Below are 14112 nucleotides of genomic sequence, written 5' to 3' on the forward strand. Positions count from 1 at the left end.
TCCTTAACCATCCCGCGTGGCAAACCCACCTGTTCTGCCTGCTCGGCTTGATGCGCAAACCGGCAGGCAGGACAGGCGAAATCACATCAGCGCTGGGTGACCCGGGCCACAATGGCTTCAGGGTTCATGTCACGCTCGGAGAGTGGTTTGTCGATGAACTTGTAGCCGCCTTTCAAACCATCGTTGAGCAGTGCGTACATGCCTTTGTTGAAGTCATACACGACGTTTTTCACGTTGTAGGGAATGTTTTTGTCGTAGAGCTGAACGCCGCTGAGGAAGATCGAGCGATACAACGCGCCGCTTTTGTCCCAGGCGTCATACAGGCCGACGCCGAACGTATCTTCATCCAGGTAGTAGGTGCGTTTGCTGTAGACGTGGCGCATGCCCGGCTTCAACGTCGCTTCCACGACCCACACCCGATGCAGCTCCCAACGCTCGTTCGCCGGGTTGGCGTGGTGCGGCATGAACTGATCTTCCTGTTTGCCGACGCCAAAGTAGAACTTGTAAGCGTTGTACGGGATGTACATTTCCTTGCGACCAACCAGCTTGTAGTCAAAGCGGTCCTGGCTACCGGAGAACATTTGCAGTTCGTCGAACAGCGTCACGCCGCCCTGGCTGGCCACGGGTGTATCGAAGGCAAATTCCGGTGCCAGTTTTACCCGGCGCTGGCCTGGGGAATAACTGAACGAACGACGGGCCTTTGCCAACGGATCGAGGAAGTCAGTGAGCACCACCACTTCACCGGAGCGCCGGGCCGGATAGTCATTGCGCGAGAACACCCGGGCGTACATCAGTGGATCTCGATCCGCTTGAGTCACCTGGTAGTACGGGGTTTCTTCGAATGTCGCCTGTTCGGCGGTCTTGGTGATCGAGCCGTTGGCGTCGACTACCCAGCTGTTGGACGAAGACGTGGTCGAGTAGCCGGTGCCGATCTTGTAGCGCACCTGCTGGTTCCACATCACTTCGTTGCCGGTCTTCGGAATCGGGAACGGCAGGCCGCCACGGCAGGATGGATCAACGGCCAGGCCGTCTTTCTGGATCGTGCAGCTGCCGGCGTTACGCACGGTGGCATCGAGCACCGCTTTGGGATAGGCGGTGGTGCGATGGCTTGGGTAAATGTCGATGTAGTAAGTCGGGTATTTCTTGATCAGGGTTTTCTGCCCTTCGCTGAGCTTGTCCGCATACTTGTCGACATTTTTGGCGTCAATGCGAAACAGGGGTTTTTCATCCTTGAACGGATCAACCCAAAACCCGCTGTCGGGCTTGAAACCCGCTGGTGCGGTGGTCAGGCCGCCCTCGTAAGCGGGGATCGTGCCATCGGCGTTACCGGCCTGAATCGCTCCGAACTGCGTCAGGCTCTTACCCAGGTCCGAGGCGTCGCCAGCAGCGGCTGCTGTAAGGCTACAGGTCGCAAAACTCATCAGGACGGCAGTTAATGCAAGTGGACGTTTCATGAACACGTTCTCCGATTCTTGTTTGATTTATCAGAAGGAGGTCTTGAAGGTAAAAGCCAGCCAGCCGCGGTCTTCACCACCTACGTTGCCGTTACCGGCGACGGTGCCATTGGCCAGGTTCTTCGGTTGGGCCGCTGTATCGGCATAACGCAGGCCGAATTCATACAACTGGGCATAAGTGAGTTTGACGCCAACGGAGTAAGACAGCGCGCCTTCGCTGCCGCCACCGGCTGTTGGTGCGTTGCCATGCAGGCCGTAATTGACAGTGAGAGGTACATCCATGTCCCAGGAGGGGAAGATCGAGATGTATTGCGGAGTGTAGTTGACCGCGACCGCGTAATAATCTTTCGAGGAGCAGCCATCCGACTCACTGCCGGACCCGGCGATGCCTGGCGTTCTGGCGTTGGTGCAAGCGGCTTTTCCGACACCTTTATAGAGCTCTTCGTGTTCGGTCACGCGCTGCAAGTGGCTGTAGGCGAACTCGCCGACCAGTGTCGCGTTGTTCGAAATGAAGTTACGCGGGACGCCGTAAACAGCGTTGGCGATAAAGTGAATGGTGTCGCCGCGCGGGCCTTCGTCGTCCAGCGCGCTGACGCCGGTGGCATTCAAGGCACCGTTCATGCGGTAGGACAGTTCAGAGCCGACCGCGACCGTATTGAAAACCCGGGCAAAACTGACGCCCGCCAGCTTCACGCCACGCGGGTAAACAACCCGATACGAACCCAGCGCTGCCTTGACCTGTGGGGCCAGCCAAGGCTGGTAGTCGTCGAACTGGCGATAGTAGGCGCCGAACGTCGATTCGACTTCTTCAACGTTGAGTTTGGCCATCACGCCCCAGTTCTTGCCATCGCGACCGAAGCGTGAGTCCTGACGCTGCAACGTCGCTCCGTTAGCCGCCACTGGCAGTTGGTCCGGCCCTTCGAACAAGGGGTCGGCCGCACCGAAATAGGTACCACCATAAGGAATTCGAGTGGGCTCCCATTCATAAAAGTATTGACCAGCAACCGAGAGGTGATCAGTGACCTGGGCCTTGGCCGAGATCTGCCCGACCGGCAGGAACACTTCCTTGGTTTCGATACCCGGGCTGGTCGAGGCTTTCACGCCATCGCTGGGTGCCTGGGAGTAGGAAACGGCGTGTGCGCCGAACAGCAAGCTTTCGCCCCAATAGTTGGTATGCCGACCGACTTTCAGGTTGACCGGTGTCTCGCCAATATTGAAGTTGCGCCAGACGAAGGCATCGAGAATCTCTCCCGACGGGCCGTTCATGTAGCGTTTCACTTCATCGCTGTAGCGGTTGTTGTGATAGCTGGTGGCGTAGCCGGGAACATTACTTTTCACATCGTGATCGTTATAAGCCTGATCGAACCAGCCTGCACCACTGAGGCGTCCGCCCCACTCGTTGAGGTAGGAAAAGTCGAGTTCACTCAACACATCGAGACGATTTGTAACAATGTCGCCTTTATCGAACTTGCCGTCGGACTCGTCGAAGTTCGGCGTGTTCATGATGCGACTGTCCTGACTGTCAGTCCGCATGCCCAGGTTGTAGCGGACTGTGTTGTCCCAACGAAGGCGGTAATCGGGGTTCGGCAGATCGAATGAGAGCGCCATGACGCTTTGAGCGCCCCCAACCATCATCAGCGTAAGCGCACCTTGAGCCAGTACCAGCCGACTCTGCTTGGTCTTATGATTCATACACACTACCTTTTATTGTTATTTTCAGTCGCCATGTGCGTTCAAACGGTCCTTCCAGCGATTTGCGCAACCCCACAATATCGTTGAATGTCTCGCCTGGACAGTCCGCTCAAGAGGTCTGGCACGCATCCAGAACCACTTTCCTCCTCAGCTGAAAGTTACCGTAACGGATCGCAAAATAAAATTCCACATAAAGATTTCAATTCTCTATCTAGAATTTTATACCCGTCAAAGTGAAGAATCGTTCCAGCAAAGGTGCTCCCACTGGTAGATACTGCACACGAAACCAATAAACGTTCAAATAAACTTTGACGCTTTTCGGCTTTAGGCTTTCAATAGCCCTGCCATACCCACAGAACTCGTGGCGTTGCGCAGGAAAAACGGCAGTTGAACCGGCAGAAAAAAAACAAGAGGAGCCACCATGAATATTGATTTGAGGGCCAAGCGCGTGATCATCACAGGCGCTTCCCGGGGAATTGGTCTGGCCATCGCCCGGGCATTCGCCGCTGAGGGGGCACGGGTAGCGATTTGCGCACGCAGCGAGGCAGACGTCCGCGAAGTCGGCGCGCAACTCGCGGAACACGCCCAGGCGGTGATTGCCCGGGCTGTCGACGTGACGGACAGTGAGGGGGTCAAGGCGTTTGTTGCTGAAGTTGCACACGCGTGGGGCGGGGTCGATGTGTTGGTGAACAACGCCGGTCAAGGCCGTGGCGGCAACCTCGACACCCTCACCCCGGAAGTCATCCTCGAACATGCCAACATTCTGCAGATGGGGCATTTCCGCTTCGTCCAGGCGGTGGTGCCGTTCATGCGTGAACAGCGCTGGGGGCGGATCATCGAAATCAACGCCCTGGCCGGGGTGATTCCAACGCCCGACGGCATCCCTTCGGTGATTAACCGCGCATCGTGCATCGCCCTCTCCCGCTCGCTGGGCATGTCGCTGCCCAAGGACAATATCCTGGTCAACAGCCTTAACATGGGCTGGATCGATACCGGCCAGTGGGACCGTCATTACAAGGAAATGGGACCGGGCGTCAGTCGCGAGGAATTCGACGCCATGGTGATGAAGGTAGTACCGCTCGGCCGCTACGGTAAACCAGAAGACGTTGCCGGCATGGCACTGTTTCTCGCCAGCGAATATGCCAGTTTCATCAGCGCCGCCTCGATCGACATTGCCGGCGGCATGGGCGGACAGATTGCCTACTTCCCAACCCTTAAACGCGATTTTGCCGCGACGATCGCCGCACGTAACGCTGCCAGTGAATAACGCGATTACACATCGACAACCGCTCCGGTGCGCACTGCGCACCCTCAACGTTGGCGCACCCGTGATGAACTTGCTGTTCCCTGTTCTTGCCACACTGATCTGGGCCGCCAGTACCGTGGTCAATCGCCTGTCGGTTGGGGTGATTGACCCCGCCGCCATTTCCTTTTACCGCTGGCTGGTCGCGCTGCTGGTGTTGTCACCGGTGTTGTTGCCCAGGGTCTGGCGGTTGCGGCGGCAGATTCGGCCGCACCTGCCCAAGTTGTGGTTGCTGGGCTTTCTCGGCATGTCGCTGTACCAGTCGCTGGCGTATTTCGCTGCGCACACTGTCAGCGCCTCTTCCATGGGCCTGATCCTGGCGACCATGCCCCTGCTCACCGTGCTGCTCGCTTTTCCCCTGCTCAATACCCGACCGACCGCGACGTTATTGGTCGGCGCTCTGGTGTCGTTTGCCGGGCTGACGTGGTTGCTGGCCGCAGGCGACCTGCCCTCGCTCTGGGCACACGGGGTTGGCCGAGGAGAATTGATGATGTTGCTGGCCTCGCTGTCGTACGCGTTGTACTGCGTGCTGGTCAAGCGGTGGCAGATTCCCCTGCCGACCTGGGAAAGCCTTTACGTGCAAATAATCTGCGGCACCCTGCTGTTGGTGCCGCCTTTTTTGCTGGCCCCTTCGATAGCCCTGACAACCGCTAATGTCCCGCTGGTGTTGTTCGCGGGTCTGTTTGCCTCGGCGCTGGCACCCGGCTTATGGATGCGAGGCCTGCAAACCCTGGGGCCGGAAAAAACCGCCGTGCTGATGAACCTGGTCCCGTTATTTACCGCGGTGTTGGCGATTGTGTTGCTGGGGGAAACATTGCACCTGTACCACGCGGTCGGCGGCGGATTGATTTTGCTGGGGATTGGATTGGCGCAATGGAAACCCGCACGGGTCCTGACCGAAGCCGCTACCTGACTGACTTGCCCGTGGTTTTGCATTGTCGAGCGAGTCCACACTCTTGCTGGTTGGTCTCGCTCATTTTTCCAACAGGTGCTGATAGGCTAGCGTCAGTGGCCGCGCATCCTGCCCAAGTAAAGGCGTCCGCCGAGGCTTACGACCATGGGTCAGCAAGCGTACGGTATCGAAGTCTTCTGCGGCGGCGAAGAAACGTTCCACCATCGGCATTCCCGCCTGCCCCCATTCATCCATGTTCGACATCCAGGTCTGCATCCCCCAAACCGGCCAACGCCGCAATTGCTCCCAGGCCGCATCCTGGTCGAGCACACCCTCGGCACCGAGGCTGATCAATTTGTCGCGGTATATCGCCAGCAATCGCTGCGCATCGCCTCGGCGCTCCGCCACGGTCAACGCACCCAGCATGAAGTACGCGACATCGCGCCATGGCCGGCCATACCGGGCGAGTTGCCAATCCAACCAGATACGTTGACCGTCACTGCGTAAAAAACTGTTGCCCTGGTGCGAGTCGCCATGGATCAGACAACTGGGAGAAGTCTGCTCCCGTTCGAAGGCAGCCAATTCGTCGAAGGCATGGCTGAACAACTCCGGTGTCTCGTACATCCATTTCGGCAACAACCGTTGGTATTCCGGTTTGCGCAGATTGACCTTGATGTAGTTGTACATGCGCAGCAGACCGTCGCTGTCCACCGGGTTGTCCATCGACACCGGCAGCCAGCCCTGGCCCCGTAGCTGCGGACTGTTCCAGGTGGCAGCATGCAAGGTCGCCAGTGATTCCAGCCCCCGAGCCACACCGTCCACGCCCAGGTGATCGGTGCTATGGCCAAATTGCCCCGCGGCCAGGCCGAGGTCTTCCATCATCACCACGCCTCGGCCGCCTCCATCGGCGTCCCAGTCGGTGAGATAGGTGTCTGGCAGTGGCGCATCGGACCAGCCGCGCGCCAAATGATAAAAGCGCGCTTCCAGCTCACAGATATCGCCGCTCTCGAAACCCTCGGACCAATTCGACTTCAGGCACACGTGCGCAGGAATCCCCGCGCGCTGACCGACCTCATTCAACTCAAGCCTGACGCGGAATTTGGTGGTGTGACCGTTTCGAACTTCCACTCCCGTCAACGCCAGCACCTCGACGCCCGGATAACGCGGCTGCAATAGCTGAGTTAGCCAGGCTGCGGTGATTTCACTCAGGTGCCGTGGCAACCGTCCGCTGCGCTGCGGGTAGGGCCGCCCCAGCGAGCTATCCGTCACGGCGTCAGCACCCGACCAGCGTTGGCCGGCACCTTCAGCTTGAGCAGTTCGATCGCGTTACCGCTGCGAATCCGCTCGCGGTCTTCAGTGGACAAGCCGATGCCTTCGGTCAGATCGCCATGGTCATAGGCCCCGCCAAAGTTGGTGCCGTACAGCAGACGCTCCGCCCCCACCACCTCGGCAACACCGCGACGCAAGCCGGGCGCATGAACGTCGAGGTCGAAGTAAAAATTCTGCAGGTAATCCATCAACGGCCGCTGATTGCGCGAGTCCGGTGCCATGGCCCGATTCAGTTCGCTCAGGCGCCCCAACTGGAACACCGCCATGCCACCGGCGTGAGTGATGTAGGTTTTCAACGTCGGGAAAACATCCAGCGCGCCGCCGCAGATCAGGTACCAGAAGAACAGCGTTTCATCGACGCAGTCACCAACGATGGACGTGGTTTCGAACTTGTCGTCCGTGTGTTTTTCACCCCAGTAAATCGACTGGTTGAAGCCGTGCACCATGATCGGTACATCCAGCTGGGTGAGTTTTTCCCAGACGGGGAACAGGCGTTCGTCGTGAGCCTCCAGACCATTGAAGTTGGCCCCGCCGACGCACACACCCTTGGCGCCCAACTGAGTCACCGCGCGTTCGATTTCCTTGGCCGCATTCAGCGGATCCGCGAGGTTGGCGTGGCACCAGAAATCGAAGTGGTCGGGATCAGCCCGGCAAAATGCCGACAACTCGTCGTTGCAAATGCGTGCGTATTCATTAGCGAAATCACCCGCCCAATACATAAAGCAGTGAGACGGCGTCGACATCACCAGTTTGTCGACACCCCGCTCGGCCATCAGCTTGCGACGGCTGGCGTGGCTCATGCGCGCGAGGATATTGGCCTGCGCTTCGGCATCCGTCGCGGCTTTGGCCGGTTGCTTGGTGCCGAGGGAAAAATGCCCCACGGTCAGCCCCTGCACTTTCATGAATGGCCCCCAAAACTCGTGGCGGTTCAGCATGCCCTCAGTCAGCAAGTGGGCGTGGACATCAATCAGCATGGCGTTCTCCTTGTTGTAATTAGCCAGCAGACCGAACGACCCGCTCGCAGGGCATTCGGATCAATTTAAGGGATAACTGCACCTCTGATAATATAAACACATTTCTAATATGTGTTCATTTAAATATGAGTCGCAGGGTTGCCTTTTTATAAAATCCGCACAAAAAAAAAGCGGCCCTCTCAGGCCGCAAATGCGTGTCCACTCGATGAAATCAGCGTTGTGTCTCCTGGGAAACAATCGACTCAGGTTTCATATCGCGCTCCGATAATGGCGCATCGTGTACTCGATACCCGCCCTTGAGCCCATCGTTGAGCAATGACCACATGCCTTTGTTGAAGTCATAGCTGACGTTTTTCACCGTGTACGGCAGGTTTTTGTCGTACAGCTGCACGCCGCTCTGGAACAGTGCGCGATACAGCACCCCGCCCTGGTCCCAGGCGTCATACAGGCCGGCACCAAAGGTGTCTTCGTCGAGGTAGTAAGTGCGCTTGCTGTAGACGTGGCGTTTACCCGGTTTCAGGGTCGCTTCCACCACCCACACCCGGTGCAGTTCCCAGCGCTCGCAAGCCGGGTTGGCATGATGCGGCTTGAACTGTTCTTCCTGGCCGCAACTGAAGTAGAACTTGTAGGCGTTGTACGGAATGTACATCTCCTTGCGGCCCACCAGTTTGTAGTCGAAGCGGTCCTGGCTGCCGGAGAACATCTGCAATTCGTCGAACAGGTTCACACCGCCCTGGTTGGGCACTGGCGTGTCGTAGGCGAACTCCGGCGCCAACTTGATGCGGCGCATCCCTGGAGTGTAACTCCAGGCACGCCGTGGCTGGCTTTGCGGGTCGAGGTAGTCGGCGAGGATGATCAGTTGCCCGGCGCTGCGGGCCGGGTAACTGTCCAACGCCCAGGCGCGGTAATACAACTGCGGATCGCGATCGGCCTGCTGAGTCTGGTAGTACGGCGCCTCTTCCATGGTCGCGGACTCGGCGGTCTTGGTCACCGAACCCTGGGAATCGACTACCCAACTGTTGGACGATGCCGTGGTGGTGTACCCCGTGCCCTTGTAGCGCAGTTGCTGATTCCAGATGACCTCGTTGCCGTTTTGCGGCAGCGGGAACGGCAGCCCCCCTCGGCACGCCGGATCGACCGCGAGGTTGTCCTTGGTCGTGCGGCAGTTGCTGGCGTTGCGCAGCGAGGCATCGAGCAACGCTTGCGGGTACGCCGCGGTGCGGTGGGTGGGGTAAATATCCAGATAGTAGTCGGGGAATTTACTCAGCAGCATTTTTTGCCCGCCGCTCAAGCGGTCGGCGTACTGCTCCATGTTTTTCGAGTTGATCCGCAGCAGCGGTTTTTCATCCTTGAAGGGGTCGGCCCAGAATCCGCTGTCCGGCTTGAAGCCTGGCGGGCTCTGCGTCAGGCCACCCGTGTACGGGGGAATGCTGCCATCGGCATTCCCCGCGATGATCGCGCCGAACGGCGTCACAGTTTTACCGATTTGTGCCACCTGGTCGGCCGGTGCCGCCCCCTGGCTGCAAGTAGCGATGCTCAACAGCGCCAATGCCCATGCAAATTGTCCTTTCATAAACAGGTACTCCGCTTCTTGGCTCTTTTAGATGGAGGTTTTGAAGGTAAAGGCCAGCCAGCCACGGTCGGTTCCGCCCACGGCGCCGTTCCCCCCGACGGTGTCCCCGGGGATGTTCTTCGATTGGGCGTCCGTGTCGGAGTAACGCAAGCCAAATTCGTAACGTTGGGCATAGGTCAGTTGCACGCCGGCAGACCAGGTCAGCGCGCCTTCGTTACCACCGCCGGCGCTGGCGGCGTTGCCCGACAGACCATAATTGACGGTCAGCGGAACGGTCATGTCCCAGGACGGGAATACCGACAGGTATTGAGGTGTGTAATTGACCGCGATGGCCGCGTAATCCCGGGTCGAACAGCCGTCGCGTTTGCCACCTGAGCCGGGCGTGCCCACTCGTGGATCAACGCAGTTACTGCTGTTCTCACCCAGATAAAGCTCTTCGTGCTCGGTCACTTTGCGCAGATGGCTGTAGGCGAACTCGCCCACCAGGGTGGCGTTGTTGGCGATAAAGTTACGCGGCACGCCGTACACGGCGTTGGCGACGAAGTGGAACGTATCGCCACGCGGCCCTTCGTTGTCGGAGGGGTCGACGCCGACCGCGTTCAAGGCACCGCCCTTGCGATACGAGATCTCGCTACCGATCGACACCGTGTCGAGCACAGTCGAAAGACTCAGGCCGACCAGTTTGACGCTGCGTGGGTACACCAGGCGGTAGCTGCCGGTGGCAGCCGAAATTTCTGGCGCCAGCCAGGGCTGGTAATCATCGAACTGGCGGTAGTACGCACCCAACGTCGATTGAATCGCTTCAACGTCGTACTTGGCCATCAGACCCCAATTGGCGGAGTCGCGACCGTATTTCGATTTCTCCCGATTGAAGGAAAAACCCGGGGCTACCGGCAAGCGGTCCGGGCCTTCGAAAAACGGGTCCGCCGCGCCAAAGTAGGTGCCGCCGTACGGGATGCGCGTGTAGTCCCACTCGTAGAAATACTGCGCGGCCAGGGTCAGGTTATCGGTGGCCTGAGCCTTGACGGATATCTGTCCGATGGGCAAGAACACTTCCTTGGTTTCAATGCCAGGACTGGTCACCGCCTTGGCGCCATCGAGCGGCGCTTGCGAGTAGGAAATCGCATGGGCGCCGAACAGTAATCCTTCGCCCCAGAAGTTGGTATGGCGGCCAATCTTGACGTTCACCGATGCATCGCCCAGGCGAAAGTTCTTCCAGACGAAGGCGTCGAGTATTTCCCCCGAGGGGCCTTCGACGTAGCGCTTCACTTCCGAACTGTAATGATCGTTGTCATAGCTGGTCTGGAATCCGGCAACATGACTGCGCACATCGTTATCGTGGTACGCCTGGTCATACCAGCCGGCAGCGCTGAGCCGCGCTCCCCAGTCCTTGCGGTAGGCAAAATCGAGTTCGGTGAGCAAGTCGATACGGTTGGTGACGATGTCGCCCTTGTCGAACTTGCCGTCGGATTCATCGTAGTTGGGGTTGTTCATGATGCGCCGGTCCTGGTCCTCCATGCGCATCCCCAGGTTGTAGCGCAGGGTGTTGTCCCAACGCAGGTGAAAGTCCGGGTTGGACAGTTCGATCGGTGCCGCCAACACCGCACCACCGAAACCCAACGCCATTTCCCCGACCGCCAGCAGTACCATCGCCCGCTGGGCTCGCATGCGCCCCTGTTTACTGATCTTTTTCATGCAAACCACCTTTTGTTTTTATTGTCAGTCGTTTTGTCTGCACCCCGGTCGCAGGGCGGCATGGCTAGCGCCCGATGGGGTAAATGATGGATTTTTCCTGGGTGAACTCTTTGAGCCAGTTCGGCCCGAATTCGCGGCCCAGGCCTGAACGTTTGAAGCCGCCAATCGGCGCGTAAGGCAGGCTGCCGCTGCCGCCATTGAGGTACACGCTGCCCGCACGGATGCGTCTGGCCAGGGCGTAGGCGGTGGCGGCATCGGCCGAGGCCACGGCAGCGTTGAGGCCAAAGCGCGAATCATTGGCGATGGCCACGGCTTCGTCATCGCTGTCGAAACCGATCACCACCCCCACCGGCCCGAAGATTTCCTCTTGGGCAATCAGCATGTCGTTGCGCACGTCATCGAACAGGGTGATGTCGCTGAAAAAGCCCTGGCGCAGGTGCGCAGGCCGCCCACCACCACACACCAGCGCGGCCCCGGCATCGCGGCCGCTGGCGATGAAATGCTCGACCTTGGCGCGCTGCGACTCGCGGATCAGCGGGCCCATCATCACGCTGGGATCCGCCGGGTCACCGACCTTCCACTGCCCGGCAATGGCTTTGGCGCACTGCACGAATTGCTCGCGTACCGAGTGATGCACCACGAAGCGCGTCAGCAGCGCACAGCCCTGCCCCGCGTTGACCGCCAGCCCGGCAACGGCCCCCAAGGCGGTGGCCTGAATGTCGGCATCGCCGCGCACGATCAATGCCGATTTGCCGCCCAGTTCCAGATGCACGCGCTTCAGGGTCGGCGCCGCTTGACTCATGATGCTCATGCCCACCGTTTCCGAACCGGTGAACGAGACCATGTCCACCCCCGGGTCGCTGCTTAACAGGCTGCCCACTTCGATACCGCCGGTGACAATGTTGAGCACGCCCTTGGGCAAGCCGATTTCTTCAGCGATCTGACCGAACAACAACGCCGAGTACGGGGTAAATGGCGAAGGCTTGAGCACCAGGGTGTTGCCAGCCAGCAAGGCGGGAAACACCTTGGCCAGGTTGAGCAGAAACGGAAAGTTGTAGCCAGTGATGCCAGCCACCACCCCGATGGCCTCACGTTCCACCGTGCCGCTGCCGAGAATCATCGGCCCGGTCGGGTTGAACGGGTTGGGATTGGCCTGCACCGGAATCTGCAGGCTGTCGCTGTGCAGAGAATGCTCGATCGCGGTCAGCACATGGCCCAGCGGCATATCCACCTGCATGGCGTAAGTCACGCCTTGCGAGCAGCCGACTTCAGCGATGATCAGCGCGGCAATCTGCTCCCTTTTGGCCACCAAAGCGGCGTGCATCCGCCGCATGTACCCGGCCCGTTCGGTCATGCTCAGCCACGGCCAGGGGCCGTTATCAAAGGCGTTGCGAGCGGCGGCAATGGCCGCGTCGGCGCTGTGCAGATCACCGCTCGGTGCATGACCGATGACCGCTTCGGTGGCGGGGTTGAGCACCGCTTCGCGCGGACCGTCGACACCCACCCATGCGCCATCGATGTACAGCTTGTCCAGCTGGGTAAAGGGAACACTCATGGTGTTGGATCTCCTGAGACTTTGCCGGTAATGATTTCTGCAGCGCGCATGGCAATGGCCATGGCCGGGGCGTTGGTGTTGCCAGAAACCAGGCACGGCATCACCGAGGTGTCGACCACACGCAGGCCCTCGACGCCACGCACTCGCAGTTCAGGGTCGAGCACCGAGGCGCTGTCGGCACCCATGCGACAGGTTCCGGAAACGTGATAGGCGGTCTGGCCGAAGCGGCGGAACGCGGCAAGAATTTGCGCGTCGCTTTCAACCTTCGGCCCCGGTGTCAGCTCGCCGACAATGAATGGCTTGAGCACCGGCTGCGCAGCCAGACGGCGGAACCAGCGAAACAAGGCAATTGCGGAGGTGCGATCGATCTCGGCGCTCAAATAATTGGCGTTAATCCGGGGTGGAACCGTGGCGTCTGCCGATTGAATGCGCACCTCACCCTGGCTCTGTGGACGCAGGAAATAGCCGCCGATGGTCAGGCCGGGCTGCTTGTCGATTTCGACCTTGTTGCCGTCACCGTCCATGGAATAGAGGCTGACGCCGATTTGCGCGTCCGGTCGCTCCAGTTCGGGGCGGGTCTTGATAAAGCCGCCGGCCTCGTGGGCGGCATGGGTCATCGGTCCTTTCTTGCGCAAAAAGTACTGGGCCACTGCACCGAGTAACCCAATCCCATGGAAGCAATGATTGAAGCTGCCACGGGTGACCCGGTACTGCATGGCCATGTACACGTGCTCACGCAGGTTGCGCCCGACCTCGGGGGCGTCGTGCAGGACACTGATACCCAGCGAGCTCAACAATGCGGCCGGGCCGATGCCAGACAATTGCAACAGCTTCGGCGATTCAATGGCACCGGCGCACAACAACACCTCGCGGCGCACTTCGAAGCGTCCCTTGCCGGCGCTGTTGTTGACCTGCACGGCACAGGCACGGTGCTTGCTGAACTCGATGCGTTGCACATCCGTGCCGGTCATTACCGTCAAATTCGGACGTGCGCGCACCGGGTCGAGAAAGGCCTTGGCGGCGCTGAATCGCTTGCCTTTCCAGGTGGTTTGCGGCTGATAGCCGAAGCCACCCTGAGTGACCGAGTCGATATGATTGGTGTCTTCAGTGCGCGCCACACCCAGCTCACCGGCCGCGCTGATGACGGCATCGCACAGGGCGTGGCCCGACGGGTGCACGGTGACTTTGAGCGGACCACCGACTCCGCGCCATTGGCTCTTGCCCAACTGGTGGTCTTCGAGGGCGACAAACTGCCGGCCCATGTCTTTCCAGCCCCAACCGGCGCAGCCTTGCGCTTCCCAATGGTCATAATCGGCGGGTGCTCCCCGTACGTAGACCATGCCGTTGACCGAACTGGAGCCACCAATCGTTTTGCCCTTGAGCCATTGCTCGTCGCTCATGCCCTCACCGCGTGCCGCCTTGTAGCTCCACACATGCGGATTGCCGGAGCTGAGCAGTTTGCCAATGCCACGGGGCATGGCAATCAACGGGCTGGTGTGATCCGGGCCGCTCTCGATCAGCAGCACCGAAACGGTCGAGTCGGCGGACAAGCGATTGGCCAAAACGCAGCCAGATGACCCCGCACCGATGATGATGTAGTCGTAGGTTTTGCTCATTGTTGTTCTTCTTTTGCGGGTTGCTGAAA

The 14112-nt window shown here is 59.5% G+C and carries 10 protein-coding genes; 2 read left to right on the forward strand and 8 right to left on the reverse strand.

Annotated elements, in window-relative coordinates:
- Positions 1-86: 86 nt before the first annotated feature.
- Together ACRC4F_RS07265 and ACRC4F_RS07270 are read right to left on the reverse strand one after the other, a co-directional pair.
- Complete coding sequence (locus ACRC4F_RS07265) at positions 87-1454, reverse strand: DUF1329 domain-containing protein (RefSeq protein WP_083376112.1); 1368 nt, start codon at positions 1452-1454, stop codon at positions 87-89.
- A 30-nt stretch (positions 1455-1484) separates the two neighbouring features.
- Complete coding sequence (locus tag ACRC4F_RS07270) at positions 1485-3146, reverse strand: DUF1302 domain-containing protein (RefSeq protein WP_438658698.1); 1662 nt, start codon at positions 3144-3146, stop codon at positions 1485-1487.
- 421 nt (positions 3147-3567) lie between these two features.
- Between ACRC4F_RS07270 and ACRC4F_RS07275 the strand changes: the two genes are divergently transcribed.
- Positions 3568-4413, forward strand: a complete 846-nt coding sequence (locus tag ACRC4F_RS07275; protein WP_083376110.1) for an SDR family oxidoreductase — start codon at positions 3568-3570, stop codon at positions 4411-4413.
- Positions 4414-4477: 64 nt separating this feature from the next.
- On the forward strand, positions 4478-5362 hold the full coding sequence (locus ACRC4F_RS07280; protein ID WP_438658699.1) for a DMT family transporter: 885 nt from the start codon (positions 4478-4480) through the stop codon (positions 5360-5362).
- 60 nt (positions 5363-5422) lie between these two features.
- On the opposite strand, the gene ACRC4F_RS07285 is transcribed toward ACRC4F_RS07280, so the two are convergent.
- From ACRC4F_RS07285 to ACRC4F_RS07310, 6 genes are all read right to left on the reverse strand, one after another.
- Complete coding sequence (locus ACRC4F_RS07285; protein WP_438658700.1) at positions 5423-6610, reverse strand: phosphotransferase; 1188 nt, start codon at positions 6608-6610, stop codon at positions 5423-5425.
- Complete coding sequence (locus tag ACRC4F_RS07290) at positions 6607-7644, reverse strand: amidohydrolase family protein (protein ID WP_438658701.1); 1038 nt, start codon at positions 7642-7644, stop codon at positions 6607-6609. The genes ACRC4F_RS07285 and ACRC4F_RS07290 overlap by 4 nt, the downstream gene beginning before the upstream one ends.
- Positions 7645-7855: 211 nt before the next feature.
- Positions 7856-9217 carry a DUF1329 domain-containing protein gene (locus ACRC4F_RS07295; RefSeq protein WP_438658702.1) on the reverse strand — a complete coding sequence of 454 codons (1362 nt, stop codon included), beginning with the start codon at positions 9215-9217 and terminating at the stop codon, positions 7856-7858.
- Between the two features lie 27 nt (positions 9218-9244).
- Entirely contained in the window at positions 9245-10912 is a 1668-nt protein-coding gene (locus ACRC4F_RS07300; RefSeq protein WP_083376106.1) for a DUF1302 domain-containing protein, read from the reverse strand.
- A gap of 64 nt (positions 10913-10976) precedes the next feature.
- On the reverse strand, positions 10977-12467 hold the full coding sequence (locus ACRC4F_RS07305; protein ID WP_438658703.1) for an aldehyde dehydrogenase family protein: 1491 nt from the start codon (positions 12465-12467) through the stop codon (positions 10977-10979).
- Positions 12464-14083: a GMC family oxidoreductase gene (locus tag ACRC4F_RS07310; RefSeq protein ID WP_438658704.1), complete on the reverse strand. Its 1620-nt coding sequence runs from the start codon at positions 14081-14083 to the stop codon at positions 12464-12466. Before ACRC4F_RS07310 ends, ACRC4F_RS07305 begins: the two co-directional genes overlap by 4 nt.
- Positions 14084-14112: the final 29 nt, after the last annotated feature.

It is taken from the genome of Pseudomonas sp. (assembly GCF_051660785.1).
Classification (GTDB): domain Bacteria; phylum Pseudomonadota; class Gammaproteobacteria; order Pseudomonadales; family Pseudomonadaceae; genus Aquipseudomonas.